Source organism: Delftia sp. ZNC0008 (assembly GCF_000799035.1).
Taxonomy (GTDB): Bacteria; Pseudomonadota; Gammaproteobacteria; order Burkholderiales; family Burkholderiaceae_C; genus Comamonas; species Comamonas tsuruhatensis.
Window position 1 is genome coordinate 1 of record NZ_JTKZ01000083.1, and the last position, 26,133, is coordinate 26,133.

General features: G+C 66.8%; 20 protein-coding genes and 1 riboswitch. Of the genes, 8 read left to right on the forward strand and 12 right to left on the reverse strand.

Annotated features, from left to right (window positions below; all coding sequences use genetic code 11):
• Both L995_RS02965 and L995_RS02970 read right to left on the reverse strand, forming a co-directional pair.
• Nucleotides 1–411 (reverse strand): dihydrofolate reductase (locus L995_RS02965; RefSeq protein ID WP_047469005.1); only part of this gene is annotated, 411 nt, incomplete at its 3' end.
• Nucleotides 412–432: 21 nt separating this feature from the next.
• On the reverse strand, nt 433–1,257 hold the full coding sequence (locus L995_RS02970; RefSeq protein ID WP_047469008.1) for a thymidylate synthase: 825 nt from the start codon (nt 1,255–1,257) through the stop codon (nt 433–435).
• 176 nt (nt 1,258–1,433) lie between these two features.
• On the opposite strand from L995_RS02970, the gene L995_RS02975 reads away from it, so the two are divergent.
• Nucleotides 1,434–2,015: a hypothetical protein gene (locus L995_RS02975; RefSeq protein ID WP_016447509.1), complete on the forward strand. Its 582-nt coding sequence runs from the start codon at nt 1,434–1,436 to the stop codon at nt 2,013–2,015.
• A gap of 78 nt (nt 2,016–2,093) precedes the next feature.
• Here L995_RS02975 and L995_RS02980 read toward each other — a convergent pair whose 3' ends face one another.
• The gene (locus L995_RS02980) at nt 2,094–3,524 is read right to left on the reverse strand and encodes an FAD-binding oxidoreductase (protein WP_016447508.1); all 1,431 of its coding nucleotides are present in this window, start codon (nt 3,522–3,524) and stop codon (nt 2,094–2,096) included.
• A 44-nt stretch (nt 3,525–3,568) separates the two neighbouring features.
• Complete coding sequence (locus tag L995_RS02985) at nt 3,569–3,967, reverse strand: DUF2069 domain-containing protein (protein WP_016451330.1); 399 nt, start codon at nt 3,965–3,967, stop codon at nt 3,569–3,571.
• A 101-nt stretch (nt 3,968–4,068) separates the two neighbouring features.
• Here L995_RS02985 and L995_RS02990 point away from each other — a divergent pair, with 101 nt between their 5' ends.
• A complete protein-coding gene (locus L995_RS02990) occupies nt 4,069–5,421 on the forward strand; it encodes a YihY family inner membrane protein (protein WP_017406725.1) in 1,353 nt (450 codons plus the stop codon).
• Here the strand turns inward: L995_RS02990 and L995_RS02995 are convergent.
• Nucleotides 5,418–5,771 (reverse strand): Mpo1-like protein, encoded by a 354-nt coding sequence (locus tag L995_RS02995; RefSeq protein ID WP_016447505.1) that lies wholly within the window; start codon nt 5,769–5,771, stop codon nt 5,418–5,420. The two genes, L995_RS02990 and L995_RS02995, sit on opposite strands and share 4 nt — an antisense overlap.
• A 219-nt stretch (nt 5,772–5,990) precedes the next feature.
• Here L995_RS02995 and L995_RS03000 point away from each other — a divergent pair, with 219 nt between their 5' ends.
• Nucleotides 5,991–6,818 carry an alpha/beta fold hydrolase gene (locus L995_RS03000; RefSeq protein WP_047469015.1) on the forward strand — a complete coding sequence of 276 codons (828 nt, stop codon included), beginning with the start codon at nt 5,991–5,993 and terminating at the stop codon, nt 6,816–6,818.
• A 13-nt stretch (nt 6,819–6,831) separates the two neighbouring features.
• Here the strand turns inward: L995_RS03000 and L995_RS03005 are convergent, their stop codons facing one another.
• Nucleotides 6,832–9,264, reverse strand: coding sequence for an acetamidase/formamidase family protein (locus L995_RS03005; protein WP_047469019.1), 2,433 nt, complete (start codon nt 9,262–9,264; stop codon nt 6,832–6,834).
• A gap of 160 nt (nt 9,265–9,424) precedes the next feature.
• On the opposite strand from L995_RS03005, the gene L995_RS03010 reads away from it, so the two are divergent.
• The gene (locus L995_RS03010) at nt 9,425–10,900 is read left to right on the forward strand and encodes an acetamidase/formamidase family protein (RefSeq protein ID WP_047469023.1); all 1,476 of its coding nucleotides are present in this window, start codon (nt 9,425–9,427) and stop codon (nt 10,898–10,900) included.
• Between the two features lie 48 nt (nt 10,901–10,948).
• On the opposite strand, the gene L995_RS03015 is transcribed toward L995_RS03010, so the two are convergent.
• Both L995_RS03015 and L995_RS03020 read right to left on the reverse strand, forming a co-directional pair.
• Nucleotides 10,949–11,758, reverse strand: a complete 810-nt coding sequence (locus L995_RS03015) for an alpha/beta fold hydrolase (protein ID WP_047469025.1) — start codon at nt 11,756–11,758, stop codon at nt 10,949–10,951.
• Between the two features lie 22 nt (nt 11,759–11,780).
• Complete coding sequence (locus L995_RS03020) at nt 11,781–13,079, reverse strand: O-acetylhomoserine aminocarboxypropyltransferase (RefSeq protein ID WP_047469027.1); 1,299 nt, start codon at nt 13,077–13,079, stop codon at nt 11,781–11,783.
• Between the two features lie 106 nt (nt 13,080–13,185).
• On the opposite strand from L995_RS03020, the gene L995_RS03025 reads away from it, so the two are divergent.
• The gene (locus L995_RS03025; protein ID WP_012206758.1) at nt 13,186–13,638 is read left to right on the forward strand and encodes a CBS domain-containing protein; all 453 of its coding nucleotides are present in this window, start codon (nt 13,186–13,188) and stop codon (nt 13,636–13,638) included.
• Nucleotides 13,639–13,738: 100 nt separating this feature from the next.
• On the opposite strand, the gene L995_RS03030 is transcribed toward L995_RS03025, so the two are convergent.
• Nucleotides 13,739–14,110 (reverse strand): helix-turn-helix domain-containing protein, encoded by a 372-nt coding sequence (locus L995_RS03030; RefSeq protein WP_231574343.1) that lies wholly within the window; start codon nt 14,108–14,110, stop codon nt 13,739–13,741.
• 325 nt (nt 14,111–14,435) lie between these two features.
• On the opposite strand from L995_RS03030, the gene aroC reads away from it, so the two are divergent.
• Nucleotides 14,436–15,533 carry a chorismate synthase gene (gene aroC / locus L995_RS03035; protein ID WP_016451332.1) on the forward strand — a complete coding sequence of 366 codons (1,098 nt, stop codon included), beginning with the start codon at nt 14,436–14,438 and terminating at the stop codon, nt 15,531–15,533.
• Between the two features lie 66 nt (nt 15,534–15,599).
• On the opposite strand, the gene nrdR is transcribed toward aroC, so the two are convergent.
• The 3 genes from nrdR to L995_RS03050 form a co-directional block, all read right to left on the reverse strand.
• Nucleotides 15,600–16,055, reverse strand: coding sequence for a transcriptional regulator NrdR (nrdR, locus tag L995_RS03040; RefSeq protein ID WP_012206755.1), 456 nt, complete (start codon nt 16,053–16,055; stop codon nt 15,600–15,602).
• Between the two features lie 22 nt (nt 16,056–16,077).
• Nucleotides 16,078–17,325 (reverse strand): serine hydroxymethyltransferase, encoded by a 1,248-nt coding sequence (glyA, locus tag L995_RS03045; RefSeq protein ID WP_016447497.1) that lies wholly within the window; start codon nt 17,323–17,325, stop codon nt 16,078–16,080.
• Between the two features lie 34 nt (nt 17,326–17,359).
• Nucleotides 17,360–17,535, reverse strand: a riboswitch (ZMP/ZTP riboswitch).
• 136 nt (nt 17,536–17,671) lie between these two features.
• Nucleotides 17,672–18,592: a lytic transglycosylase domain-containing protein gene (locus L995_RS03050; protein WP_016447496.1), complete on the reverse strand. Its 921-nt coding sequence runs from the start codon at nt 18,590–18,592 to the stop codon at nt 17,672–17,674.
• A 767-nt stretch (nt 18,593–19,359) separates the two neighbouring features.
• Here L995_RS03050 and L995_RS03055 point away from each other — a divergent pair.
• The gene (locus L995_RS03055) at nt 19,360–23,172 is read left to right on the forward strand and encodes a DUF748 domain-containing protein (protein WP_047469037.1); all 3,813 of its coding nucleotides are present in this window, start codon (nt 19,360–19,362) and stop codon (nt 23,170–23,172) included.
• 154 nt (nt 23,173–23,326) lie between these two features.
• Nucleotides 23,327–25,951, forward strand: coding sequence for a DUF349 domain-containing protein (locus L995_RS03060; protein WP_047469040.1), 2,625 nt, complete (start codon nt 23,327–23,329; stop codon nt 25,949–25,951).
• The last annotated feature ends 182 nt before the right edge of the window (nt 25,952–26,133 follow it).

The window sequence follows — 26,133 nt, forward strand, 5'->3', positions numbered from 1 at the left end:
CGTGGGCGCGAAGGCGTCGCCTTCGTAGTCGCGTTCGATTTCAGTCACCTCGATGCTGTCGGCCAGCGGCAGGGCCTGGGCGTAGATCTGGGCACCGCCCATGACCCACACGTCAGCGGATGCCTGGCGGCCCAGCGCCAGGGCCTGCTCCAGGCTGGTGGCATGCAGCACGCCGGGGGCGGCTGGCTCGGGTGCCCAGTCCGCCTGGCGTGTGACCACGATGTTGGTGCGCCCGGGCAGCGGCCTGAAGCGGGCCGGCAGCGAGTCCCAGGTCTTGCGGCCCATGACCACGGCCGAGCCCTGGGTCAATTGCTTGAAGTGCGCCAGGTCCTCGGGCAGGTGCCAGGGCATGGCATTGTCCTTGCCGATGACGCCGTTGGCGGCGCGTGCGTAGATGAGATGGATGGCCATCGGGCGGGTCTTTCTGCTGCCTCAGACGGCCACGGGGGCCTTGATGGGCTCGTGGTGCTGGTAGCCGACGACCTCGAAGTCCTCGTACTCGTAGCCGAAGATGGAGTCGGGCCGGCGCTTGATCTGCAGCGTCGGGTAGGCGAAGGGCTGGCGCGCCAGCTGGGTCTCGACCTGGGTGAAGTGGTTGTTGTAGATGTGGCAGTCGCCACCGGTCCAGACGAAGTCGCCCACCTCCAGGTCGCATTGCTGGGCCAGCATGTGGGTCAGCAGCGCGTAGCTGGCGATGTTGAAGGGAACGCCCAGGAAGATGTCCGCGCTGCGCTGGTATAGCTGGCAGCTGAGCTTGCCGTCGGCCACGTAGAACTGGAAGAAGGCGTGGCAGGGCAGGAGCGCCATCTGCGGCAGGTCGGCCACGTTCCAGGCGCTGACGATGATGCGGCGGCTGTCCGGGTTGCTCTTGAGCTGCTTGACCACTTCGGCGATCTGGTCGATGTGGCCGCCGTCCGGCGTCGGCCAGTTGCGCCATTGCACGCCATAGACCGGGCCCAGGTCGCCGTCCTCACGGGCCCATTCGTCCCAGATGGTGCAGCCGCGCTCCTGCAGCCAGCGCACATTGCTGTCGCCGCGCAGGAACCACAGCAGTTCCAGGATGATGGACTTGAGGTGCACCTTCTTGGTGGTGACCAGCGGAAAGCCTTCGGACAGGTCGAAGCGCATCTGGTGGCCGAACACGCTGCGCGTGCCCGTGCCGGTACGGTCGGTCTTGGACACGCCGTGCTCGTACACATGGCGCATGAAATCTTCGTACTGGGAGCGGGCTGGGCGGGGCGCTGGAGTCGTGTTCATCTTCCGGATTATCCCTTGATGAATACGGCGCCTTGTCCGACGGTATCCATGCCCCTTGAAACAAGGTCTGGCGCCCCGGGTGCGAAAATGCCCGCAGACTGGTGCCGGTGCATTGCCCAGGCTTTCGCACCGGCGTCACCGCTTTTTTCGCATCCGCTTTGACAAGGAGCTTGCGCATGTCTTCCATGCTCTCCCCCTGGCAGGCCGCCGTTGCATTGGGTGTCGCCATGCTGGCGCTGACAGCCTGCGATCCGCGTTCTCCCTCCGTCCCGACTCCCAAGGCCGCGCAGTCCGTCGCACTCGATGTGGCTGCACCAGCCCCGGAATTGGTGCTGGCGTTTCCCGCGCGCACGCGCATGCCCTCCACCGCCAAGGCGGGGGAGCCCGGCCTGGACAGCCTGGCCGAGTACGTGGGCAAGTATCCCTACGACGGCACCAACTACCTGGAGCAGGGCGTGCTGGCCGACCGGCTCAAGGCGCTGCTGGGCACCAGCTACCCGACCCTGCTGAGCAATATGCGTACCGTGGGCCCGCTGACCAAGGAAGGAGATGTCTGGAGCATCGTCGGCCTGCGCCCGCACCAGGGCGGCGAGGAAATGGGCGCCATCGTGATCGATCCCGCCCGCAATGCCCTGCGCGTGTGGCTGCTCACCGGCGGCAAACAGTCCGACTTCTCCGATGCGGCCGGCGCCGACATCGCCTGGCCCGAACAGGTCAACAAGACGATGGCCAATATCGAGGCCAAGCCGGTTTCCTGACAAGGCAGGCACGTGCCGCTCCTGGCTCAGGACGGCGCGTGCAAACCCGGCGCTGCCACAGAAGGGGCGGCGTTTCGCTCAGGAGGCTTGCCTCGGCAGGATGCAGCCCGGGTTCATCAGTCCCTGCGGGTCCAGCGCCTGCTTGATGGCGCGCATCATGCCCAGCGCCACGGGGGACTGGTACTTCTGCAGCTTGTCCACCTTGAGCGCACCCACGCCGTGCTCGGCCGAGAACGAGCCGCCGAATTCGGCCACGGCTTCATAGACGAGGTGGTTGACCAGGTGCTCTCGCTCGTTGAGGAAGGCCTTGGCGTCACCGCCCTCGGGCGCCTGCACGTTGTAGTGCAAGTTGCCGTCGCCCAGGTGGCCGAAGTTGACCAGGCGCACGCCAGGGATCTCGCGTTGCAGCACGGCATCGGTGTGCTCGACGAAGGCGGGGATGCGCGATGCGGCGATGGAGATGTCGTGCTTGATGTTCAGGCCTTCCTCGGCCTGGGCCAGCGGAATGCTTTCGCGGATGTGCCACAGCTCATGGGCCTGCGACAGGCTTTCGGCCACCACAGCGTCGAGCACGCAGCCGTCCTCGAAGGCCAGCTCCAGCAGCGCCTCGAAACGCTCGCGCGCATGCTGCTCGGACTCGCTGTCCGAATTCTCGACCAGCACGTAGTAGGGCGGCGCGCCGATCAGCCCGGCAAAGGGCACGCGCAGCTGGGGCATGTGCTTGATCACCAGCGACAGAGCGAACTGGCCCATGACCTCGAAGCCCGTCAGGCCCGCGCCCAGGTACTGGTGCGCCATGCCCAGCAGGCGCACGGCCGCTTCCATGGAGGGCACGGCGGCGAAGGCCGTGAGCTGGGCCGCAGGCTGGGGGAACAGCTTCATGGTGGCGGCGGTGATGATGCCCAGCGTGCCTTCGCTGCCGATGAACAGGTCGCGCAGGTCGTAGCCGGTGTTGTCCTTGCGCAGGCCCTTGAGGCCGTCCCAGATCTCGCCCTGCGGGGTGACCACTTCCAGACCCAGGCACAGCTCGCGCGTGTTGCCGTAGCGCACCACCTGGGTGCCGCCCGCGTTCGTTCCCAGGTTGCCGCCAATGGTGCAGCTGCCTTCGGCGGCCAGCGACAGCGGGAACAGCAGGCCCTCTTTCTCGGCAAGCTCCTGCAGGCTTTGCAGGATGCAGCCGGCCTCGACGGTGAAGCTCAGGTTGTCGCGGTCGATGTGGCGCACGGCATTCATGCGCGTGAGGCTGAGCACGACCTGCGTGCCGCTGTCGTCCGGCGTGGAGCCCACCGACAGGCCGGTGTTTCCGCCCTGCGGGATGATGCTGGTGCCTGCGGCCGCGCATTCGCGCACCACGGCGGCCACCTCGGCCGTGCTTGCCGGGCGTACCACGGCCAGGGACTTGCCGCGCACGCGGCGGCGCCAATCCTGTTCGTAGGCCACAAGGTCGCCCTCGGTGAGGACATGGGCTTCGCCGACGATCTGGCGCAGGCGTTCAAGCAGTGCAGTCATGTTGCAACTTCTTTCAAAGACGTGAAGGCATGAAAACGGAGGGCTCAGCCGCCGGCCGCCTGGGCCGCGCGGCGCGCGCTGCGCTGTCGCCAGCGCACATGCAGGGCGCAGGCGGTGAACAGCATCAGGCACAGGAAAACTTCAAGCAGCGCCAGCCAGCGCCCGGGTGCGGGGTCGCTCCAGGCGCGCACCACGCCCTCGGTGAAATAGATCCACACCAGCAGGCTGACCCAGCGGTAGGTGTACATGCGGTGCTTGAGCAGGCCGATCAGCGGAATCGCCAGCGGCAGGGCCTTGAGCACCAGCCAGGAGCCCCCGGGCCGCATGGGCGCCAGCCACAGTTCCCAGGCCAGGCTCAGCACGATCAGGCCCATGAGGCTGGAGACCGCCAGCCAGCGGGTGGCGGCGACATCGGCGCCGGGGCGAGAAATGGAATCAGTCATCGGGGTGGCATCATATCGGCCATGGTCTTGACCTTTGAACATGTGATTGCTTGGATGGCCGCGCCCGCTGCAGACATGCGCCTTGCGGCGGAGATGGGGCGATGAGCGGCGGCCCCGAAAAGGAGCCCGTCGATGGCCTGGAGGATGGCTCCCTGGCGCTGCCCGTTCCTGCCCAGGAGCGCAGCCTGTCCCTGGCCGAGCCGCCCGAGCCTGCGGTGCCGAGATCGTGGCGCGAACGCTGGCGCTGCTTTCCATGGCGCAATACCGCACACACGCTGCGCGAACGCTTTCGCGAGGACCGGCTGGGCGTGACCGCCAGCAGCCTGACCTTCACCACGGTGCTGGCCCTGGTGCCGTTCTTCACGGTGGCGCTGGCGCTGTTCACGGCCTTTCCCATCTTCTCCCGCGTGCAGATCGTGCTGGAGCGCTGGCTGATCGACAGCCTGATCCCCGAGACCATCGCGCGCCAGGTGCTGGGCTATCTGACGCAGTTCGCCTCCAAGGCCAGCCAGCTGGGCATGGCGGGGTTTTCCATTCTGGTGATCACGGCGGTGGCGCTGATCCTCACCATTGACCGCACGCTCAACAACATCTGGCGCGTGCGCCAGCTGCGGCCGCTGGGCCAGCGCGTGCTGATCTACTGGGCGGCGATCACGCTGGGCCCCCTGGTGCTGGGCCTGAGCCTGGTGCTGTCTTCCTATGTGATGTCGGCCTCGCGCGGGCTGGTCAATGCGCTGCCCGAAGGCTTGCGCTTCATCTTCGATTCCATCGAGTTCCTGGCGCTGGCCGCTGGCATGGCGGGCCTGTACCACTACGTGCCCAACACGGCGGTGCGCTGGCGCCATGCCTGGGTGGGCGGCCTGTTCGTGGCCACCTGCATGGAGCTGGCGAAGAAGGCGCTGGGCCTGTACCTGGCCTCGGTGCCTACCTATTCGGTCATCTACGGCACCTTCGCCACGCTGCCCATCCTGCTGATCTGGATCTACATGGCCTGGGTCATCGTGCTGCTGGGCGCCGTGGTCACGGCCTACCTGCCCATCGTGATGGCGGGCGTGCAGCGCATGCCGGGCCAGCAGGGCTGGCAGTTCGAGATGGCCGTGGAGATCCTGCAGTACCTCGCACAGGAGCGCGAGTCGCCCGCCAAGGGCTTGTACGCCAGTGATCTGGCGCGGCGCCTGCGTGTGGACTGGCAGCAGATCGATCCGGTGCTGCAGGCGCTGTCGGTGCTGGACTGGGTGGGCACGGTGCAGGCCCCCGGCACTGTGGCGGCCAGCGAAGGCCCCGAGCCCCGCTACATGCTGCTGGTGGAGCCCCATCGCACGCCGCTGCAGCCGCTGGTGCAGCGTCTGCTGCTGGCGCCGTCGCCGGCCGTGCAGCCGCTGTGGGATCGCACGGGGCTGGCAGGCATGACGCTGGCCGATCTGCTGGAGCAAAGGCCGCAGGCTCCGGTCTAGAGCGGGATGCGGCCCGTCAGGATGTCGCGCCACATCACCCAGTCGCCGCGAAAGCTGTAGAGCGGGCGCTTGAAGCTGGCGGGCCGGTTCTTCTCGAAGCCGAAATGCCCTATCCAGGCAAAGCCGTAGCCAAACAGCAGGCCGCCCAGCAGGAACCAGAAATTGCCGGTCAGGAACAGCGCGAACAGGCACAGCAGCGCCAGCGTGGAGCCCACGAAGTGCAGGCGCCGGCAGGTGCGGTTGCTGTGCTCCTGCAGGTAGAACGGATAGAACTCGGCAAAGCTCTTGAACTGGCGCGGGTCCACGGCAGCCTGTGCGGCGCCGGGCAGGGGAGCGGAAGCGTGTGACATGGCAGGCCTTCGCAAGCATGGGGTAGGGTCAACTTATACGCTGCTGCCTTGCCGCTCACCATCGGAGGAACCCGCGCGCCCAGGTTCGCAAAAGCTGCCCCGAGAGAGACAAAAGCTGCCGCATTCCGCCCCGCGCGTCGCCACGGTGTCGCCCTCTGGCGGCATGCAGGCGCATGATGTCTGCCGGGCCGGCGCCGACCGGCATGGAGTTTTTTTTCGATGCCTTCCTCGTGCATGACCGACATCCCCGCATCCTTGAACGAAATCCGCATTCCCACACCGCAGGGCAGCATCTACGTCAGGCGCTGGCAGGCGCCGGCGGCCGGCGAAGGCGAGCAAGGCCCGGCGCGCGCGCCCATCGTGCTGCTGCACGACTCGCTGGGCTCGGTAGCGCTGTGGCGCGATTTCCCGCAGCAACTGGCCGAGGCCACGCGCCGCGATGTGCTGGCCTACGACCGGCTGGGCTTTGGCCAGTCCGACCCCTATCCGGGCACGCTGGGGCCGGGCTTTGTGGCCCGGGAGGCAGAGACCGTGTTTCCGGCGGTGCACCAGGGGCTGGGCCTTGGGGATTTCATTGTGCTGGGCCACAGCGTGGGCGGCGGCATGGCCGCCATGGTGGCGGCCCGATATGGCGCGCAGTGCAAGGCGGTGATCACGGAGTCCGCCCAGGCCTTTGTGGAAGATCGCACCTTGCAGGGCATTCGTGCGGCCCAACAGGATTTCGCCCGGCCGGGCCAGCTGGCGCGCCTGGAGAAATACCACGGCGACAAGGCCGCCTGGGTGCTGTCTGCCTGGGTCGATACCTGGCTGTCGCAGCCATTTGCCGACTACCGGCTGGACGAGGCGCTGGAGCGCGTGCGCTGCCCGGTGCTGGCCATCCACGGCGAGCATGACGAGTTCGGCTCCCTGGTCCACCCCGAGCGTATCCGCGACCGGGCGCGCGGCCCTGTGGAGGTGGAGATCGTGGCCGGTGGCGGCCACGTTCCCCATCGCGAGCAGCCCGAGCGCATTGCCCAGCGCATCGCCCGCTTTCTGGCACGGGTCTGATCCCGGGTGGGCTTCAGTGGCCCGCCTGGGCGGACGCCGAGAGCTCCGGCGGAAACAGCTTCTTCTTGATCACGGCGTGCACGCCCCAGTTGCCGTCCACCACCTGCGTCACGGCGAAGTCCACGGCCACGGAGATCAGTGATACGGCCTCGTCCTCGTCCAGCCCGTGGGCCAGCATCAGATAGCGCCTTGCCTTGTGGAAAGCGTCACGCATGGCGCCTTCCAGCGATGATTTGCGATAGACCTGGGACTGCGCCTGGCTGCCCAGTTCGGCCAGGTGGTCGGTGAAGCTGAAGCCCTGTATCACCCATTCGGAGCCGGTCTCCAGGAAAGGGTGGTCCAGCTCTGCAAGGAAGCGGTTGTCCAGCGCGGCGCGCTTGTGCACCCGCAGCTCGAAGCTGCCGGTCAGCGAGCATTCGATGGCCGTGCCGCACAGTTCCGAGTCGCCTTGGGATGCATGCGGGTCTCCCACCGAAAACAGCGCGCCTGGCACCGATACGGGCAGGAAGAGCGTCGCGCCCTTGCCGGCGCGCCAATTGTCCAGGTTGCCGCCGAAGTAGCTCGGCGGTATGGAGTCGATCAGGCCGGCCTCTCGCGGTGCCACGGCCAGCATGCCGAAATGTGGACGCAGCGGCACGCGTGCCTTGTCCAGCACACCAAAGCGCCGGGTGATGGTGGCGGGGTCCACGGGCACGCCCGGGTAGTCGATGGTCGGATGGACCACGCCGAAGGGGTCGGTCTGCGGCGTCCAGCGGTAGTTGTAGACAGCGCGGGCCGTGGGCTCCTCGGGCAGTGCGTGGTCGATTTCGTAGATGGTGACCACTTCGCGCTGGCGGGGCTCCGTGATCTGGTCGCGGTAGTGAAAGCCCCACCAGGCGGCGGCGTTGCTGCCGAAGACACGGCCGTGGTGGGCGGGGCTGCAGCTGGGGCGTGGCTGCACGTCGAGGATGCGTATCTCCAGCAGGTCGCCAGGTTCGGCCTCATGCACATAGACGGGGCCGGTGCAGATGTGCACGCCGAAGCCCTCGCCCGCGCCGCGGCCGTAGATCGAGGCGTCCATCGGGCCCGCGCCGCGCCGGTCCACGGCCTTCTGGGCTGCGGTCCAGTGGAACACGCTTTCGGCGCCCGGATCGCCTTCGATCATGCGTTCCCAGTCGTCCGAGGCATGCTGGGTCAGCGTCTCCATGGTCACCACGTCACCCGAGCGCACCGAAAGCACGGGCTTGAGTGAACGGCTCAGGTAGCCCCAGTGCACGGTCTTGTCGGAGACCGGAAGATAGTAATGCTGGGGCGACGCACCGCCATTGTCTGCGTGCGCCGAGCGCTTGGGCACAAGGGCCAGCGCCTGGGCGTAGCGTGCATGGTCGCGCAGCAGGGCCTGGAACGGGCTGTGTGCCAGGCGCGCTGCGGCCGGTTCTGCACCCTGCGCAGCGCTCTCGGCGGGCGAGGGGCGTCCGCGCTGGCCGGGCGGCGCATCCTGCACGCGCGCCGGACTGGCGCGATAGGCCTTGGGGGACAGGCCATAGCGGGCCGTGAAGGCACGGCTGAAGTTGGCGGCATCGCCAAAGCCCCAGCGAAAGCACAGCTCGGCGATGGAGAAATGCTGCAGCGAGCGGTTGCTCAGGTCCATGCGGCAGCGCTCCAGCCGGCGTTCGCGCAGGTAGGTGCTGAAGCTGGTGGCCGCTCCCTTGAACAGCTTTTGCAGATAGCGCGTGGACAGCCCCTCGGCTTCGGCGATGGCATCGATGGACAGCTCGGCATCGCCCAGCCGGGTTTCGATGGCGCGGCAGATGCGGCGCAGATGGCCAAGCTGCACGGCGCTGGGCGGCTCGGTCGCCTCGGCCTGCTCCTGGTCGGGATTGCCGGCGCGCGGTGTCAGGCAGGTGACCAGCATGTCGGTGAGCGTGGCCTCCACCGACAGCAGATCGTCCTGTGCCAGTGTGTCGATCTGCTCTGCCAGTGAGGCCGCCATTGCCATGCACATGGCCCCCACACCGCCTGTCCCGCCGATGTGCCTGGCCTCGGGCGGGCACGAGCGCAGCAGGCGCAGCAGAAAGCTCGAGGACTCCAGCCGCGCAAGCAGCAGGCGGCCGTCGCCGGGCAACTGCAGCTGCCAGTCCCGGTCTGACTCCAGCAGCAGCGCGGAGCCGGCCTTGAGCGGGAACGCGGCGTCCTCGACCACCGCATCGGCGCTGCCTTGCAGCAAGGCGCACAGCAGCAGGCCCGGGCCGCGCAGCCGTTTGGCCACGGCCCGCAGCGTCAGTGGCGAGGTGGCCAGCGCAATGAATACCGATCCCAGTGGCGAGCTGCGCAGCGCCAGGTGGGTGGCCGGTGGCGTGGGCGCTTCGCCATGGATGTCTGCCCTGGACAGCGCCTCATTGAGCGCAGCCTGCCGCAAGGCATCGGGAAATGCGTGGGTGGAAAAGCGTCTTGGATCGTCGTGCATCAGGGGCGAACTATGAACTGCCGCGTACTGCCTGTCCAAGCCCGGCGCACCGGATGGCAGCCGCGACAAGTTTTTGTACGCGCAGGAACAACCGGCCTGGACATGCTCGCCTGGACACTGGCGCTGCCGGCACCGATCCACAACAGCAGGAGTATTTTCGATGACCATCCCCCACCAAGAACATATCTGCGGCCCGGGCTGCCAGCACGGTGCTTCGCCAGCCGATGAGACGCTGATCCGCGAGGAATTCCAGGTTGCACGCCGTTCCTTCCTGCGCGACGCCATGGTGGTCGGTGGCGGCGCGGTCTCGGCCGGCGCCATCAGCGGTGCGATGGCACCGTCCCGGGCCTTTGCCCAGGGTGCGCCTGGCGCCCGGGCCGGCCAGGGCATGGCCAGCCACTACTACATTCCCGCCTCTGCCAGCACCGTGCTCTGGGGCTACTTCAGCAGATCGGCCAAGCCGGTGGTCGAAGTCGAATCGGGCGACTACGTGACCATGGAGACGCTGACCCACCATGCCAATGACGATGCCGAACGCATGGTCCGGGGCGACCCTGGCGCCGAGAGCGTGTTCCACTGGGACAGCCAGCGCAAGAACGTCGATCGCCGGGGTGCCGGTCCCATGGATGCCAAGAACGGCGCAGGTGGGGGCCAGGGCGTGCACATCTGCACGGGGCCGGTACGCATCAAGGGCGCCCAGCCCGGCGATGTGCTGGAAGTACGCATCATTGATGTGGTGCCGCGCCCCTCGGGCAACCCGCAGTTCAAGGGCCGGACCTTCGGCAGCAATGCGGCGGCGAACTGGGGCTTTCACTATGGCGACACGCTCACCGAGCCCCGAAAGCGCGAGGTGGTCACCATCTACGAGGTGGATGCGACCGGCGAGCGCAACTGGGCCCGCGCCGTCTACAACTACCGCTGGACGCCGCAGACCGACCCCTTCGGCGTGGTCCACCCGACCATCGACTATCCGGGCGTGCCCGTGGACCACCGCACGATCAGCAAGAACGATAACGTGCTGCGCAATATCCGCGTTCCCGTGCGCCCGCATTTCGGCACCATCGGCGTGGCGCCGGCCGAGGTGGAGATGGCCAGCTCCATTCCGCCCAACCACACGGGCGGCAACATCGACAACTGGCGCATCGGCAAGGGGGCGACCATGTATTTCCCCGTGGCCGTGCCAGGGGCCAACTTCACCGTGGGCGATCCGCATGCCTCGCAGGGGGATTCCGAGCTGTGCGGCACGGCCATCGAGTGCTCGCTGACCGGCACCTTCCAGTTGATCCTGCACAAGAAGGCGGACCTGCCTGGAACGCCGCTGGCCGAACTGGCGTATCCGCTGCTCGAAACCCAGGACGAATGGCTGCTGCACGGCTTCAGCTACGCCAACTATCTGGCGGAGCTGGGGCCGGATGCGCAAAACCAGATCTTCAAGAAGTCTTCCGTGGACCTGGCTCTGCGCGACGCCTATCACAAGATGCGCCACTTCCTCATGACCACCCAGGGGCTGGGAGAGGACGAGGCCATCTCGCTGATGTCGATCGCCGTGGACTTCGGCATCACCCAGGTGGTGGATGGCAACTGGGGCGTGCACGCGCTCGTGAAAAAGAGCATCTTCCCCGCGCGCGGGGCGTGAGTGCGTGAGTGAGTGCGTGCCTGCCCTGCGGGCAGGACCCGGCCGGTCTCAGCGCGCCAGGAAATCCCGGATGGCGAACAGCGTCTGGTCGGGCGCCTCGGTCATCTGGTTGTGGCCGCTGGGCAGGTGCACGATGCTGACCTGGCGCTGCGCGGCCCGGGCCGCCTCGATCAGGCCCTTGGCGGCCTTGGGCGGCGTCATCTGGTCCTGCTCGCCCAGGGCGAACAGGACCGGACATTGCAGCGCCGCCATGGCCCCCTCGCCGCCCGCATAGCTGTCGCAGGCCTTGAAGCCGGCGTGCAGCAGGTTGGTGCGGTCATTGCTGGCCAGCACGCGCCGGCCCAGCGCCATGCCGGCGCCGAACACCCAGCTGCCTGCGCCGCTGGGTGGCGCCAGCGTGGCGCGCGAGAACACATTCACCATGTGGATGGCCTGCTCGGGCGTGCTGAGCGCGGAGTCCAGCAAAGCAGGCGAGACCTTCATCGGGTAGGCCGTGCCCACCAGCACCAGGTGGCTGACGCGCGCGCCCAGCCGCGCGGCCGCTTCCATGGCGATCAGGCTGCCCCAGCTGTGGCCTACCAGCGCGGCCTTCTCGATGCCTGCCGCATCCATGAGCTGGCCGATGAAATCCGCCGCCGCCTCCACGCTGGCCGGCGCATCGCCTGCGCTGCGGCAGTGGCCCGGCAGGTCTATGGTCAGCACGTTCCAGCCGTGGTTGGCCAGGTAACGGCTTTGCAGTGCCCAGACGCTGTGGTCGCACAGCACGCCGTGGATGAGGATGGCCGTCGGCTGTGCGGGATTGAAGGCCTTGCCGCCGGTATAGGCGTAGATGGCGTGGCCGTGAACATCGATCTTCATTGTTGGTGTCTCCCTTGCCGATTCACGCGGCCTTCTCGGCCGCCCTGAGGGCGCGCTTGAGGTCGTCGATCAGGTCGTCTGCGTCTTCCAGCCCGATGGACAGGCGGATCGTGCCCTGGCCGATGCCGGCCTGGGCCAGCGCCTCGTCGCTCATGCGGAAGTGCGTGGTGCTGGCAGGGTGGATGACCAGGCTGCGGCAGTCGCCCACGTTGGCCAGGTGGCTGAAGACCTTGAGCGTCTCGATGAACTTGCGGCCCTGGTTGCGGTTGCCCTTGATGTCGAAGCTGAACACCGAGCCTGCGCCGCGCGGCAGCAGCTTCTTGGCGAGCTGGTGCGAGGGATGGGTATCGAGCAGCGGGTGGCCCACGCGGCCCACCAGCGGATGGCTGGCCAGGAATTGCACCACCTTCTCGGTGTTGCGGATATGGCGCTCCATGCGCAGCGGCAGCGTCTCTATGCCCTGCAGGATCAGCCAGGCCGTGTGCGGGCTCATGCAGGCGCCGAAGTCGCGCAGGCCTTCGCGGCGTGCGCGCAGAAGGAAGGCGCCGGTGCTGCTTTCCTCGCTGAACACCATGTTGTGGAAGCCGTCGTAGGGCTCGGTCAGCTCCGGGAAGCGCCCCGATTTTTCCCAGTCGAAGCTGCCGCCATCCACCACGATGCCCCCGACCACGGTGCCGTGGCCCGACAGGAACTTGGTGGCCGAGTGGTAGACGATGTCCGCGCCATGCTCCAGCGGCTTCATCAGCCAGGGCGATGTCAGCGTGGAGTCCACCAGCAGCGGCACGCCGGCCTCATGCGCGATGGCGCTGATGGTGGGAATGTCGAGCACGTCCAGGCCCGGGTTGCCCACGGTCTCGCCGAAGAACAGCTTGGTATTGGGCCGCACGGCGGCGCGCCAGCCGTCGATGTCGCCGGGCTTGACGAAGGTGGTCTCTATGCCGAAGCGCGCCAGCGTGTAGTGCAGCAGGTTCTGCGAGCCGCCGTACAGCGCCGTGCTGGCCACGATGTGGCTGCCCGCGCCCATGAGTGTGGCCACCGACAGGTGCAGCGCCGCCTGGCCGCTGGCCACGGCGATGGCGCCCACGCCCCCTTCCAGGGCCGAGACGCGCTGCTCCAGTACGGCGTTCGTGGGATTGGAGATGCGGCTGTAGACGTGGCCGGGGCGCTCCAGATTGAACAAAGAGGCCGCATGGTCGCTGGACTCGAAGACGAACGAGGTCGTGAGGTGGATGGGCGTCGCGCGCGCACCGGTGGCGGGGTCGGGCTGTGCGCCCGCGTGCAGCGCCAGAGTGTCAAAGCCGGGATCCGAGTAGCCGGGCATTCCTGTCTCCATGGTTGTCAAGGCAAGCGGGCATTGTGGGCTATATTTCCCGGCAGACATGGGCTTGCCGCAACCACGGCGACACAGACAATCTTGGAGATACGGCATGAAAGTAAGTGACATCCTGCGCGTCAAGGGCAACACCCTCTACACGGTGTCGCCGGACGAAAGCCTGGCCAGCGCGGTGCAGGTGATGTCCGAGCGCGATATCGGCTCCCTCGTGGTCATGGAGCACGGCGACGTGGTCGGCATGCTGACCTTCCGCGAAGTGATCCAGGGCTTTGTCAAGCACGGCGGCGTGGGCGAGACGCTGGTGCGCTCGGCCATGGACGACGCTCCCATGACCTGCACCATGGAAACCGACATGGACGAGGTGCGCCGCATGATGCTGGACCGCCATGCGCGCTACATGCCGGTGATGGACAAGCGCATGCTGATGGGCGTGATCAGCCTGTACGACGTGGCCAAGGCCGTGGTGGACAGCCAGAACTTCGAGAACCGCATGCTCAAGGCCTATATCCGCGACTGGCCCGAAGGCGAGCGCCAGGGCGCGGACTGATCATCCGGTCGCGGCAAGACCGTCCCTGCCCATGCAGCAAGGCCTGCGACCGCAGAACGCGGCGCAGGCCTTGGTTTTTTACGGCCGGGCGCAAGCCCGTTCAATGCACGCTGCTGCGCCGGGGCTTGAGCAAGGCGCTGGGCGGCACGGCATAGGCCTGCCTGAAGACGCGGCTGAAGTGCGAGAAACTGGTGAAGCCGCAGGCCATCGCCACATCGGTCACGCGCCGCGCATTGTCGGCCTGCAGCAGCAGGTGGGCCTGGGCCAGGCGCTCGTTCCAGAGCCAGCGGCTGGGAGTCAGTCCCTCGGTGGCGAACAGGCGCGCCAGGCTGCGCAGCGACATGCCCAGGCCCTGGGCCACCTGCAGGGGCTTGAGCTCGGGGTCATCTAGCCGGGCCCGCATGTACTGCTTGGCCTGGGCAAGCCGGTTGCGGGTTCTGAAATCATCGGGCCTGGCTGAGACCAGCAGCATGGTCATCAGGGTGGGGTGAAGATTCTGGTCACCGGCATCCTGTTGAAGGATGGGTGAGGGCGGTGGAGTGCTGCTCGCAGGATCGCTGCGATCCTGGCGTTGCGTTGAGCCGGAAGAGGTCTGCATTTCACGAATCTCCCGCAAGTTGCGGCTGGTGCCTGAGGGATGGTCCGCAGGCGGTTGAAGAACAATGTTCTGTAATTCTAGCTATCAATATTTGTAATTTGATAGTTTTATTGTTTCTTTGCGGGAGATGGCTGCCTGCGCAATGCACCGCTGCAGCGGGAGCGGCGCTTGGGGGCGACCCGGGCATAATCATCGGCCTATGAGCGGCAACACCTTCGGAACCCTATTCACTGTCACCAACTTCGGCGAATCGCATGGCCCGGCCATCGGCTGCGTCATCGACGGTTGCCCGCCTGGCATGGCACTGAGCGAGGCGGACATCCAGCACGACCTGGACCGCCGCCGCCCCGGCACCAGCAAGTTCGTGACGCAGCGCAACGAGCCGGACGCGGTGGAAATCCTCTCGGGTGTCTACGAAGGCCGTACCACGGGCACGCCGATCGCTTTGCTGATCCGCAATACCGACCAGCGCAGCAAGGACTACTCCAACATTGCGCAAAGCTTTCGTCCCGGCCATGCCGACTACGCCTACTTCCAGAAGTACGGCATCCGTGATCCGCGCGGCGGCGGCCGCTCCTCCGCACGGCTGACGGCGCCCACGGTGGCGGCCGGCGCCGTGGCCAAGAAGTGGCTCAAGGAAAAATTCGGCACCGAGTTCCGCGCCTGCATGACCCAGGTGGGCGAGCTGTCGCTGCCCTTCGAGAGCTGGGAGCATGTGCGCAACAATCCCTTCTTTGCGCCGGTGGCCGATGTGTCCCGCTACGAGGAATACATGGATGCGCTGCGCAAGTCGGGCGACTCCTGCGGCGCCGCGCTGCGCGTGCAGGCCAGTGGCATGCCGGTGGGCCTGGGCCAGCCGCTGTATGACCGCCTCGATGCCGACGTCGCCTACGCCATGATGGGCCTGAACGCCGTCAAGGCCGTGGAGATCGGCGCGGGCTTCGACAGCGTGGTCCAGCGCGGCACCACGCACGGCGACTCGCTGAGTCCTGGAGGCTTTCGCAGCAACAACGCCGGTGGCATCGTGGGCGGCATCAGCACGGGCCAGGATCTGGAGGTGCGCATCGCCATCAAGCCCACCAGCTCCATCATCACGCCGCGCGAGTCCATCGACACCCAGGGCCAGAGCACCGAAGTCATCACCAAGGGCCGCCATGACCCCTGCGTGGGCATCCGCGCCGCGCCCATCGCCGAAGCGTTGCTGGCCCTGGTGGTGATGGACCACGCCCTGCGCCACCGCGCCCAGTGCGGCGACGTCGATTCAGGCCTGGCGCCGATTCCTGCCGCGGCGCCCTGAAAGCGCTGCCAGGACGCCAAAGAGAAAGCCGCCCAAGGGCGGCTTTCTTGTGTCCTGCCGGCCTGATCAGCCAGGATTGCGGACTTCATCCATGACGTTCTTGAAGTCGTCCACGTCCTCGAAGCTGCGGTAGACGCTGGCGTAGCGGATGTAGCCGACCTTGTCGAGCAGCTTGAGCTCGCGCATCACCATCTCGCCCAGGCGGCTGGAGAGCACTTCGCGCTCGCCCAGGTTGCGCAGCCGTTCCTCGATGCGCTCGATGGCGGCATCGATCTGCTCCGTGCTCACGGGACGCTTGCGCAGCGCAATCTTGAACGAACCCAGCAGCTTGGCGCGCTCGTACTCGATGCGCCGCCCGTCCTTCTTGACGATGGCGGGGAAGCTGACCTCGGGCCGCTCATAGGTGGTGAAGCGCTTGTCGCAGCCGCCGCATTGGCGGCGGCGGCGGATGAAGCCCCCATCCTCGGCCTCACGGGTCTCCACGACCTGGGTGTCCGGGTGGCTGCAGAACGGGCACTTCATGGCAGGCCTCTATGCGCTCAAATCAGGCGCCGTAGACCGGGAAGCGGGCCGTCAGCTCGGCCACCTGGGCGCGCACGCGGGCCAGGTTGGCTTCGTCGCTGGGGTTCTCCAGCACGTCGGCCAGCAGGTTGGCCGTCAGGCGGGCTTCCTCTTCCTTGAAGCCGCGCGTGGTCATGGCGGGCGTGCCCACGCGGATGCCGCTGGTCACCATCGGTTTTTCGGGATCGTTGGGGATGGAGTTCTTGTTGATCGTCATGTGGGCGGCACCCAGCGCGGCTTCGGCCGCCTTGCCGGTGATGCCCTTGGCGCGCAGGTCCACCAGCATGACGTGGCTTTCCGTGCGGCCGGAGACGATGCGCAGGCCGCGGGCCGTCAGCGTTTCGGCGACGACCTTGGCATTCTTCACGACCTGCTCCTGGTAGGCCTTGAACTCGGGAGACAGTGCTTCCTTGAAGGCCACGGCCTTGCCGGCGATGACGTGCATCAGCGGGCCGCCTTGCAGGCCGGGGAAGATGGCGCTGTTAATGGCCTTCTCATGCTCGGCCTTCATCAGGATCACGCCGCCGCGCGGGCCGCGCAGGCTCTTGTGCGTGGTGGTGGTGACCACGTCGGCGTGGGGCACGGGGTTGGGGTACACGCCCGCGGCGATCAGGCCGGCGTAGTGGGCCATGTCCACCCAGAAGATGGCGCCGACTTCCTTTGCGATCTTGGCGAAGCGCTCGAAGTCGATGGCCAGGGCGTAGGCCGATGCGCCGGCCACGATGATGCGGGGCTTGTGCTCGCGCGCCAGCGCTTCCATCTTGTCGTAGTCGATGGCTTCTTCGGCGTTCAGGCCGTAGGAGACCACGTTGAACCACTTGCCCGACATGTTCAGCGGCATGCCGTGCGTCAGGTGGCCGCCTTCGGCCAGGCTCATGCCCATGATGGTGTCGCCGGGCTTGGCAAAGGCCATGAGCACGGCCTGGTTGGCCTGGGAGCCGGAGTTGGGCTGAACGTTGGCGGCCTCGGCGCCGAACAGCTTCTTGACACGGTCGATGGCAAGCTGCTCGACCACATCGACGTTCTCGCAGCCGCCGTAGTAGCGCTTGCCTGGATAGCCTTCTGCGTACTTGTTGGTGAGCTGGGAGCCCTGGGCTTCCATCACGGCGGGCGAGCAGTAGTTCTCGCTGGCGATCAGCTCGATATGTTCTTGTTGACGCAGGTTCTCGGCCTGGATGGCGGCAAAGACTTCGGCGTCGACCTTCTCGACGGTATTGGTGCGTTGAAACATGGCAGTCCTGTGAACTTGAAATTCCCTTGAGGCCAAGGGCTGCCCAGGCGAACGGCGGAACACTCCAGATCCCGCGTGCGCATGGAGGCTGGGCGGTACGCTCCCCGGTGGTTCACAGAAGGTGGTTCTTTTCAGGCCTTCTGCTGGTTTCCACGTCAGCGGCAGCGGTGCGTGAAGCGGCTGCGCCTATCGCCAGTTGCGTACCCCGCTAGTGTAGCTGAGCTGATGGAGCCGAAGACAGGCGAGGGGCGTTGGCAAAGCCGCCTGCCTGGCAGATCAGCGGGTACAGGCAGGAATGAAAAAAGCTGGCCTTAGCCAGCTTCGTGCGCCATGTCGGTGGTTCCGGTTACAGCGCCGGCTCCTGTGTCTGCAGGGCCACCTGTTCGGTGCGCGCGGACATGCTGCTCGAGCTGACCGGCACTGCCGGGGTGCCAGCGGACGCTGCCGAGGCCGCAGGTCCGGCTGCCTCGGCCGTGGATGTGGCCGGCTTGGTGGCTGCGATCTGGACGGCCTGCTTGGGCTGCTCGATCTTGGCGGTCATCAGCGGCACGGCACGCAGGCCGGCGGCCATGCGCAGGCGCTGGTGCTCGGCCAGCACCTTGGCGGCATAGCCGCCGTCGGTGGGCAGGTTGGCCGCGCCCACGTAGTAGCGCAGGCCACCTTCGATGGAGCCGGCGCGCTCAATGCACTCCTTGAGCACGCGCACGCCCACGCGCAGATTGCTGACGGGGTCGAACGCGGCGTTCTGGCCGCCGAAGTTCTCGTACTTGTCGGTATGCACCGTGGTCATCACCTGCATCAGGCCCTGCGCGCCGACAGCACTTTGCGCGAACGGATTGAAGCTGGATTCGATGGCCATGATGGCCAGGATCAGCGTCGGGTCCAGGCGGTTGACCTTGCCCAGGTCGTAGGCCTCGCTGACCAGTGCCGCGATGGGCTCGGGCGCCACGCGGTACTTCTTGCTGAGCCAGAAGGCCACGGCCGCCTGATCCTTGGGCAGGTTCTTCGGGTTGGTCGCCGTCGCGCGGTCGCTGGCCGCGAGTTCGACGGGCGCACCCAGCTCGGCCATCTGGCGAGCGGTCAGCCAGGAGCGCAGCTGGCTCTCTCCGGCATCGCGCAGGTCGGGACGGGCGAACAAGGTAATGGCCAGGAAGGCCACAGCCAGGCCCAGAAGGGCGAAGCTGTTGTGGATGATGGCAAGAAAACCGTTGGCCACATCGATGGCGAACGTTCGCGCGGCGGCGAAAAATTTTCCTGACGCTGGCATAGCTTTTTCCTTTCTAGGGGCACCAACCCGAAACGGCCTTCGCCGAAGCGAAGGCCGGTGAGGCTGACACCCTGGATTGGGTGCTGCGGATCCGGGAGGCTGGCGCTTGGTGCACCATTGCGTTGTAGGCCTGCGGGATCTGCTCAGTCGTGAGGCAGCAGAAACAAAAAACGCTCTATTCGAGCGCTGGCGGATTCTAGGAGTTCACCAAATACACGGTCAACACTATGAAGTGCGTTTGTTAGATCGATGAATAATAACAAACCATGGATGCAAACACAGTTTCTGAGTGTTTGAGAGCAGGTTGCGTGCTACCGATGTGGGGCGCTTGCGGCGGTTGTACAGGGCTTCATGAAATTGCAATGAAATGCAAAAGCACTGGCAGGCCTGGCCTGCGTCCTTCTATATTGGAGGCGACTGCTCCTGCAGTCGTCTCGCCAAGGTGGAAGACGGGTAAAAGTGGTGTTCGATGGTTCGGGCACAGTCGTTCAAGTCTTCTTCCGCGGCCTTCCTGGAAGCAATCTCTTGCTTCCGAGCAGCAAGGACCATCCTCTCCTTGACTGCGGAAAACGGCCAGGACTTGTGCCTGCCGTAAAGCCCGGAAGCCGGTTCAAGGCTTCCGGGCTTTGTCGTTCCAGGGTGACTGCAACGTCAAGAAATGTGCGGTGATGCGGGTTGAGGTCTCGCTGCCAGCCCAATTTCTGATGCAATGCAGCCACCGCTGCGTCCTCTGTCCAGGATGGCGCCGTACTAGTTATTAGAGCCCCATGCAATTTCTCTTCAAGCACCGCTGGCTGCGCAGGCTGGCCATCGCCTTTGCAGCGTTTCTTTTGCTGTGGCTGCTGCTGTGGGCGCTGGTGCCCGTTGTCGCCAAAAGCCAGCTGGAAAAGCAGGCATCGGCCAAGCTGGGTCGCCAGGTCCATGTGGGGGCAGTGGAGTTCCGGCCCTGGTCGCTGGAGCTGACCCTGCGTGATCTGCGCATTGCCAAAAGCCAGCCGGCGGGCGCAGGGCAGGCAGAACCCGCGCCGTCGTCGCCACAGCTGCAGGTCGACCGCATCTATGTGAATGCCAGTATCCAGTCCCTCTTCAGGCTGGCGCCTGTCCTGGATGCCATCGAGGTCGATGCGCCGGTGCTGCGCCTCACGCAGCAGAGCCTGGGGCACTTCGATGTGGATGATGTGCTGGCCCGGCTGGCCGAGCCCAGCGATACGCCGCCGGCCAAGCCCTTGGGCTTTGCGCTGTACAACATTGCGCTGCGCGACGGCCGCGTGCAATTGCAGGACGATGTCCAGAAGCGTGAGCACATGCTGGATCAGCTGCAGCTGAAGCTGCCGTTCATCAGCAATCTGGAGTCCAAGCGCGAGATCAAGGTGCTGCCGCACCTGTCCTTCGCGCTCAACGGCAGCCGCTTTGAATCCAGTGCCCAGAGCACGCCTTTCACCGACCAGCGCCAGACGGCCGTCGATCTGAGCTGGCAGGGCGTGGACCTGACGCCTTACCTGGGCTATGTGCCCGCCAATGCTCCCGTCAAGCCGCGCTCCGGCGTGCTGGATACCAATCTGCACATCTCCTTTGTGCAGGCCGAGCAGGCCGTGGTGCGGATCACCGGCGAGGTCAGCCTGTCCGGTGCCGAGTTGCTTGACCGCGATGAGGCGCCCCTGCTGCGTTTCGAGCGCCTGGCGGCCGTGCTCAAGAACGTGCAGCCCCTGCAGTCGGTGGTGGAGCTGGAGTCCGTGCAGTGGAGCGCTCCAGAGATTTTCGCGGCCCGTGATGCGCAAGGCCGCATCAACTGGATGGCGATGGGCAGTCGCTCTGCCTCCGATTCCAGGCCGGCAGTGGAAAAGCCTGCCTCCGAGGCGCCCCAGCCCTGGAGGGTGAGCCTGGACAGGCTGGCCATTGCCGATGCCACGGTGCATTGGCGCGATGCGTCGCCCGGCGCAGGCCAGTCGGGTGCGGCGCTGCAGGCGCGCCAGCTGTCATTGGAAGTGCGCGATGTCCGCTGGCCGCTGGAGCAGCCTTTGCAATTTGATGCCGGCATGCAGGTGCAGTCTGCAGCGGCAGGAGAGGGCGCAAAACCCGCCGAACTGAGGCTGAGCGGCGCCATGACCGACAGGCAGGGGCAACTGGCCGTCTCCGCGCGCCAGTTGCCTCTGCAACTGGCGGCGCCGTATCTGTCTGCCCATCTCAAGCCGGAGCTGACCGGCCTGCTGAGCACCGACGCCGGCCTGGGCTGGAGCGGCTCCGCCATGGTGGTGCAGGTGGCCGAACTGGGCGTGGAGCAGTTGAGCCTCAAGGACAAGGCCGCGCCGGTCGACATCGCGCGCCTGCAGCTGGAGCAGGTACAGGTCAATCTGGCCAGCCAGCAGGTTTTCGTGGGGCGCCTGGCGCTGCAAAAGCCGCAGCTGGGCGTGTCGCGCGACGCCCAGGGCCGGTGGATGTATGAGCAATGGCTGCCACCCGTATCCTCGGCACCTGCGACGCCGGACCCCGCCAAGGACAAGCCCAGGCCCTGGGGTCTGAGGCTGCAGGCCGTGGAAGTGGACGGTGGCGCCGTTGCGCTGCGTGACGAAGCGCCCGTGCGCAACGCCGATTCGGCGCGCACCGTGTCCCTGGATCTGAGTTCACTGCGCCTGCGCCTGGGCGCCATCGAGCCGCTGGCGGCCAAGTCCGCTCCCACGCCGCTGGAGCTGTCCGCCCAGGTCGGCTCGGGCCGGCGTGTCCAGGCAGGATCGCTGAGCCTGCGCGGCGATCTGGGACTGGCGCCACTGTCGCTCCAGGGCAGGCTGCAGGCGCGCAGCCTGCCGCTGCACGCGCTGGAGCCCTACTTTGCCGACATGCTCAATGTGGAGCTGGTGCGCGCCGATGGCAATTTCCTGGGTCAGCTGCGCTTTGCCAGCCAGCCTGCCGGCCCCGAGCTGATGGTGCAGGGCGATGTCGAACTGGTGGATTTGCGCATGCGTTCCGCGCTGGCCTCGCCCGTGCAAGCCGGGGGTGAGGCTGCGGGGCAGGGCGCACCCAGCACGGCCGCAGGCGCCGTGGCAGCCGTGCTCAGCGAATCCACGGCCGACCGGGCCAAGGCTCGATCGGCTGCCTTGGGCCTGGGCCTGCGCGATGAACTCGTCGCCTGGAAAACCTTGGCCGTGCGTGGCCTGGACCTGCAGATGCAGCCCGCCCAGCCGCTGCGCCTGAGCGTGCGCGAGACGGCGCTCAGCGACTTCTTTGCACGCGTGATCGTGCAGCGCAATGGCCGCATCAATCTGCAGGACATCGTCAAGTCGGCCCAGTCTCAGCAGTCCCTGGAGCAAAACACCGCGCCGGCTGCGGATGGCGCGGCGGCTCCTGCCGAGCCCGTCCCGCCGAAGGCCGCTTCCGGGCCTGCACCGGTCATCAAGATCGGCCCCATCGTGCTGACGGGCGGCAAGGTGCAGTTCTCCGACTACTTCATCCAGCCCAACTACTCGGCTGACCTCAGCGAGCTGGCCGGCCGCCTGAGCGCCTTCTCGTCCGAACAGCCGGCCGGGGAGCAGGGGCCGCAACTGGCGGATGTGGAGCTGCGCGGCCGCGCCCAGGGCACGGCTTCGCTGGAGATCACCGGCCAGGTCAATCCGCTGGCCAAGCCGCTGGCCCTGGACATACGCGCCCAGATGCGCGATCTGGAGCTGCCGCCGCTGTCGCCGTACTCCATCAAGTACGCGGGCCATGGCATCGAGCGCGGCAAGCTCAGCATGGATGTCAGCTACAAGATCGAGCCCGATGGCCAGCTCACGGCGCGCAACAAGCTGGTGCTGCACCAGCTCACCTTCGGCGAAGCCGTCGAAGGTGCGCCGGCCTCGCTGCCCGTGCGCCTGGCCGTGGCATTGCTGGCCGACCGCAACGGCGTCATCGACCTGGACCTGCCGGTCAGCGGCTCGCTCAACGACCCGCAATTCAGGTTGGCGCCAGTCATCTTCAAGATCATCGGCAACCTGATCATGAAGGCCGTCACCTCGCCGTTCTCGCTGCTGTCGGGCGCATTTGGCGGCAGCGGCGAGTCGGGCGTGGTGGCCTTTGCGCCGGGCCGATCCCAGATCGATGCCAAGGCCCGCGAAAGCCTGGACAAGGTGGTCGCCTCCCTCAAGGAGCGCCCGGCCCTCAGGCTCACCGTGATCGGCGAGGCGCGCGAGGCCCAGGACAAGGAGGCCTGGAAGCAGGCCGAACTCGATCGCCTGTTGCTGGCCCAGAAGCGCCGCCAGGTGCTGCGCGAGGGCAAATCGGCAGAATCGGTGACCGAGTTGTCTGCTGCCGAAGTGCCGGCTTTGACCAAGGCGCTTTACAGCCGTGCCGACTTTGCCAAGCCGCGCAATGTCATCGGCATGGCCAAGGACTTGCCCACCGACCAGATGCGCAGCCTGCTGCTGGAGCAGATCACCGTGCCCGACGATGCCATGCGCGAGCTGGCGCTGGCGCGCGGCGTGGCCGTTCGCGACTATCTGGCGCAGCAGCAGTTGCCGCTCGAGCGCCTGTTTCTCGGGGCCCCGAAACTGGATTCCGACGACCAGGAATGGAGCCCGCGCGCCCAGCTCAGCCTGTCCGCACAGTAGCCCGGTTTTGGCTCCGCTTCAAATAACGGCGAGAATATGGTTTTCCCGGCCCGGCTAGCATGCCCGCATGCAGCCCGGCCGGCCGCGTCTGGCGGCCCGCGGCAGCCAGGCATTCAACGATTGATTCATGTCTTCTCTTTCCCCCCGCAGCACCATGTCCGATGCACCTGAAGTGAGCCCTGCTTCTGCCAAGAATCCTGAACAACACCCCTTGGATGTGCTCACGGGCGGTGCCTTCTCCGCCGAAACCTCGGGTGATCGCGCCTCGCGCATCCGCGACTGGCTGGCAACCCAGCCTTCGGTCGAGCAATTGCAGGACGTCCTCAAGGAGCTGAGCGCGCGCGACAAGAGCGCGGCCCGCGCCGTGCGTGAGCGTCTGGATGAAATCCGCCGCACCAAGGACCAGGAAAAGATCGCAGTGGAATGGGCTGAAAAGGCCCAGGCACTGCTGGTCGCATCGCCCTTCAATGCCGCCGACGCCATCGCCTGGCAGCGCGACGCCGCCAAGGCAGGCGCCCCGCTGTCGCGTGAGCCGCTGTCGCAGTACAAGGCCCAACTGGCCGAGCGCGTCAAGGCCATCGAGGAACTGCAGCATCGCGTGCAGGTCCAGCGCGAAGTGGCTGTCTTGCTGGCCCAGCGCATCGAAGTCCTGTCCACCAAGCCATGGCGCGACGCCCAGGCTGTGCTCGACAACCTGCGCGCCGACGTGGCCCGCTGGCAGGAGCAGGCCGGCGAGCTCACCGGCGATGCCAACTGGGCCAGCGTGGATGGACGCTTCCCGCCCCAGCTGGAAGCCGCCAGCGCACAGCTGATCCTTGTCTGGGATGCCTTCCAGTCTGCCCTTGCGCTGACCGAGGCCGCCGCAGCGGACGAAGCAGCCCCGCTGCCCACCGTGCCCGTGTGGGCCGATGAACTGCGTGTGGCGCGTGGCCTGCCTCCCGAGGCAGCGGCCGCCGAGCCGTCCAAGCCAGCGCCTGCCGGCCGCAGCGCAGCGCAGCCCAAGGCCAAGACGTCGCCTGAGCAGGTGGCTGCCGCCAGCGCTGCCCTGACCCAGGCGCTGGAACAGCTCCAGGCCGAGACGGCTGCTGGCGAAAGCAAGGCTGGCTCCGCTGCCGTGCAAGCCGTGCGTGCCGCCATCAAGGCCCATGGTCGTCTGGTGGACGACGCACTGGTCACCAAGGTGCACGAGGCCCTCTTGGCAGCAGGCGAAGCCGAAGGCTGGCCGCGCCAGAACGCAGACAAGCTGCGTGAGGAGCTGGTTGCCAAGGCGGAAGCTCTGCTGAACCGTCCTGAAGGCCAGGCGCTGGGCGGTCGCAAGATCCAGGAATCCCTGCGCAGCCTGCGTGAGCAGTGGAAGCTGGCCGACCAGGGCAGCGCGGCCAACCACGCTCTCTGGAAGAAGTTTGACGAAGCCTGCAACGCGGCCCACAAGGTGGTCGAGTCCTGGCACGACAAGCTGCGCACGGAAACCACCCAGTCCAAGGCACAGCGCCTGGCGCTGATCGAAGAGATCAAGGCCTGGGCAGCGCAGCAGGCCGCCAGCGAAGATCTCAAGGGTGCGGCCCGCGCATTGCGCCAGTTCGCTGAACGCTGGCGCGAGAGCGGTCATATCGGTGAAAAACTGTTTGCCGAGCTGCAGCCCCAGTTCAAGCAGGCCATGGCCCTGGCCGAGGCTCCGTTGCATGCTGCGCAAAAGGCCAGCCTGCAGCGCCGCCACGCCATGATCGACGAGGCCACGGCGCTGGGCGCCGCACCCAGCCTGCGCATCGATGCCGTCAAGGCACTGCAGCAGCGCTGGCAGGCCGAGGCGCAGGCCGTGCCGCTGGATCGCAAGCACGAGCAAAAGCTGTGGGACGCCTTCCGCAAGCCCCTGGACGAGGCTTTCAACCGCAAGGGCAGCGAGCGTGGTTCCCGGGCCGCAGCCGTGCAGCTCAGCGACCATGACCGCCGCGTACTGGAGGCTTCGCAGGCCGTGGAAGCTGCCAACACATCGGGTGACGTGCAGAAAATCCGCGCTGCGGTGGAGGCTCTGGAGCAGGCGCTGCGCGGCCGTGCCGATGCCTCCGTCAACGCTGCCCAGCCGGAACAGGCGCCAGTGGCTGCGGCCGGCTCGGAAGAATCGCAAGCGAAGACGGCGCCGGCGCGCCCCGTGGTTGCCGTGCGCGGGGATGATCGTCCCGGCATGAAGAAGGAAGAGGGTGGTGCGCGCGCTGCCCGTCCTGGCGACCGCCGCGACGGTGGCCGTGGCCGCGATGGAAGGGACGGACGCGACAACCGTGACAATGGCCGCTTTGGCCGCGAACCGCGTGAAGAGCGCGGTCCGCGCCTGGCCGATCCGGCCTTCCGTGCCCAGCGTGAAGCCATGGAGCATGCGCAGGACGCTCTGCGCAAGCTCGCGGCCCAGGCCCATGGCGAAGCGCTGACCCAGCTGATGGCAGCCTGGGAATCGCGTGACGCTACGCAGATTCCGGCGGCCCAGCAGCTCGGCGGTCGCGTGTCTGCGCAAGTGCGCAGCGCCTGGTCGCAGGCATTGGCCCAGGCGCCCAAGGGTGATGCGGGTGAAGCCCTGCTGCGCCTTGAAATGGCTGCCGACGTGCCCACGCCTGCAGAGCATCTGAGCGCCCGCCGTGCCCTGCAGCTGCAACTGCTGACGCGCCGCAACGATCCGGCCCCGCAGGAAACCTGGGGCAGCGATGCCGCGCGGGTGCTGGCATCGGCACGCGATGACGCCACCGCACGCCGCCTGCAGAACGTGCTCAAGCAACTGCTGCGCAAGTGACGGGGTGGGGTTGAGACCCTCATCGTCAAGAAAGGGAGCCGTCGGCTCCCTTTTTTTTTGGCCCTGCCGATACCTGATGGTGCTTGGGATGGAGGCATCCATGTACGCACCCAAGCAAAAAGGCCGTTGCATGTGCAACGGCCTTTTCATGTTTGGTGCCCAGGAGAGGACTCGAACCTCCA

Excerpts from the sequence above, each read along its gene's own strand:
- L995_RS02985 (WP_016451330.1), bottom strand. The coding sequence starts at position 3,967 with ATGACTGATTCCATTTCTCGCCCCGGCGCCGATGTCGCCGCCACCCGC.
- aroC (WP_016451332.1), top strand. The coding sequence starts at position 14,436 with ATGAGCGGCAACACCTTCGGAACCCTATTCACTGTCACCAACTTCGGC.
- L995_RS03005 (WP_047469019.1), bottom strand. The coding sequence starts at position 9,264 with ATGCACGACGATCCAAGACGCTTTTCCACCCACGCATTTCCCGATGCC.
- L995_RS03020 (WP_047469027.1), bottom strand. The coding sequence starts at position 13,079 with ATGCCCGGCTACTCGGATCCCGGCTTTGACACTCTGGCGCTGCACGCG.
- L995_RS03010 (WP_047469023.1), top strand. The coding sequence starts at position 9,425 with ATGACCATCCCCCACCAAGAACATATCTGCGGCCCGGGCTGCCAGCAC.
- L995_RS03015 (WP_047469025.1), bottom strand. The coding sequence starts at position 11,758 with ATGAAGATCGATGTTCACGGCCACGCCATCTACGCCTATACCGGCGGC.
- L995_RS03025 (WP_012206758.1), top strand. The coding sequence starts at position 13,186 with ATGAAAGTAAGTGACATCCTGCGCGTCAAGGGCAACACCCTCTACACG.
- L995_RS03050 (WP_016447496.1), bottom strand. The coding sequence starts at position 18,592 with ATGCCAGCGTCAGGAAAATTTTTCGCCGCCGCGCGAACGTTCGCCATC.
- L995_RS03060 (WP_047469040.1), top strand. The coding sequence starts at position 23,327 with ATGTCCGATGCACCTGAAGTGAGCCCTGCTTCTGCCAAGAATCCTGAA.
- L995_RS03000 (WP_047469015.1), top strand. The coding sequence starts at position 5,991 with ATGCCTTCCTCGTGCATGACCGACATCCCCGCATCCTTGAACGAAATC.
- L995_RS03055 (WP_047469037.1), top strand. The coding sequence starts at position 19,360 with ATGCAATTTCTCTTCAAGCACCGCTGGCTGCGCAGGCTGGCCATCGCC.
- L995_RS02995 (WP_016447505.1), bottom strand. The coding sequence starts at position 5,771 with ATGTCACACGCTTCCGCTCCCCTGCCCGGCGCCGCACAGGCTGCCGTG.
- L995_RS02990 (WP_017406725.1), top strand. The coding sequence starts at position 4,069 with ATGAGCGGCGGCCCCGAAAAGGAGCCCGTCGATGGCCTGGAGGATGGC.
- L995_RS03030 (WP_231574343.1), bottom strand. The coding sequence starts at position 14,110 with ATGCTGCTGGTCTCAGCCAGGCCCGATGATTTCAGAACCCGCAACCGG.
- L995_RS02980 (WP_016447508.1), bottom strand. The coding sequence starts at position 3,524 with ATGACTGCACTGCTTGAACGCCTGCGCCAGATCGTCGGCGAAGCCCAT.
- glyA (WP_016447497.1), bottom strand. The coding sequence starts at position 17,325 with ATGTTTCAACGCACCAATACCGTCGAGAAGGTCGACGCCGAAGTCTTT.
- L995_RS02975 (WP_016447509.1), top strand. The coding sequence starts at position 1,434 with ATGTCTTCCATGCTCTCCCCCTGGCAGGCCGCCGTTGCATTGGGTGTC.
- nrdR (WP_012206755.1), bottom strand. The coding sequence starts at position 16,055 with ATGAAGTGCCCGTTCTGCAGCCACCCGGACACCCAGGTCGTGGAGACC.
- L995_RS02970 (WP_047469008.1), bottom strand. The coding sequence starts at position 1,257 with ATGAACACGACTCCAGCGCCCCGCCCAGCCCGCTCCCAGTACGAAGAT.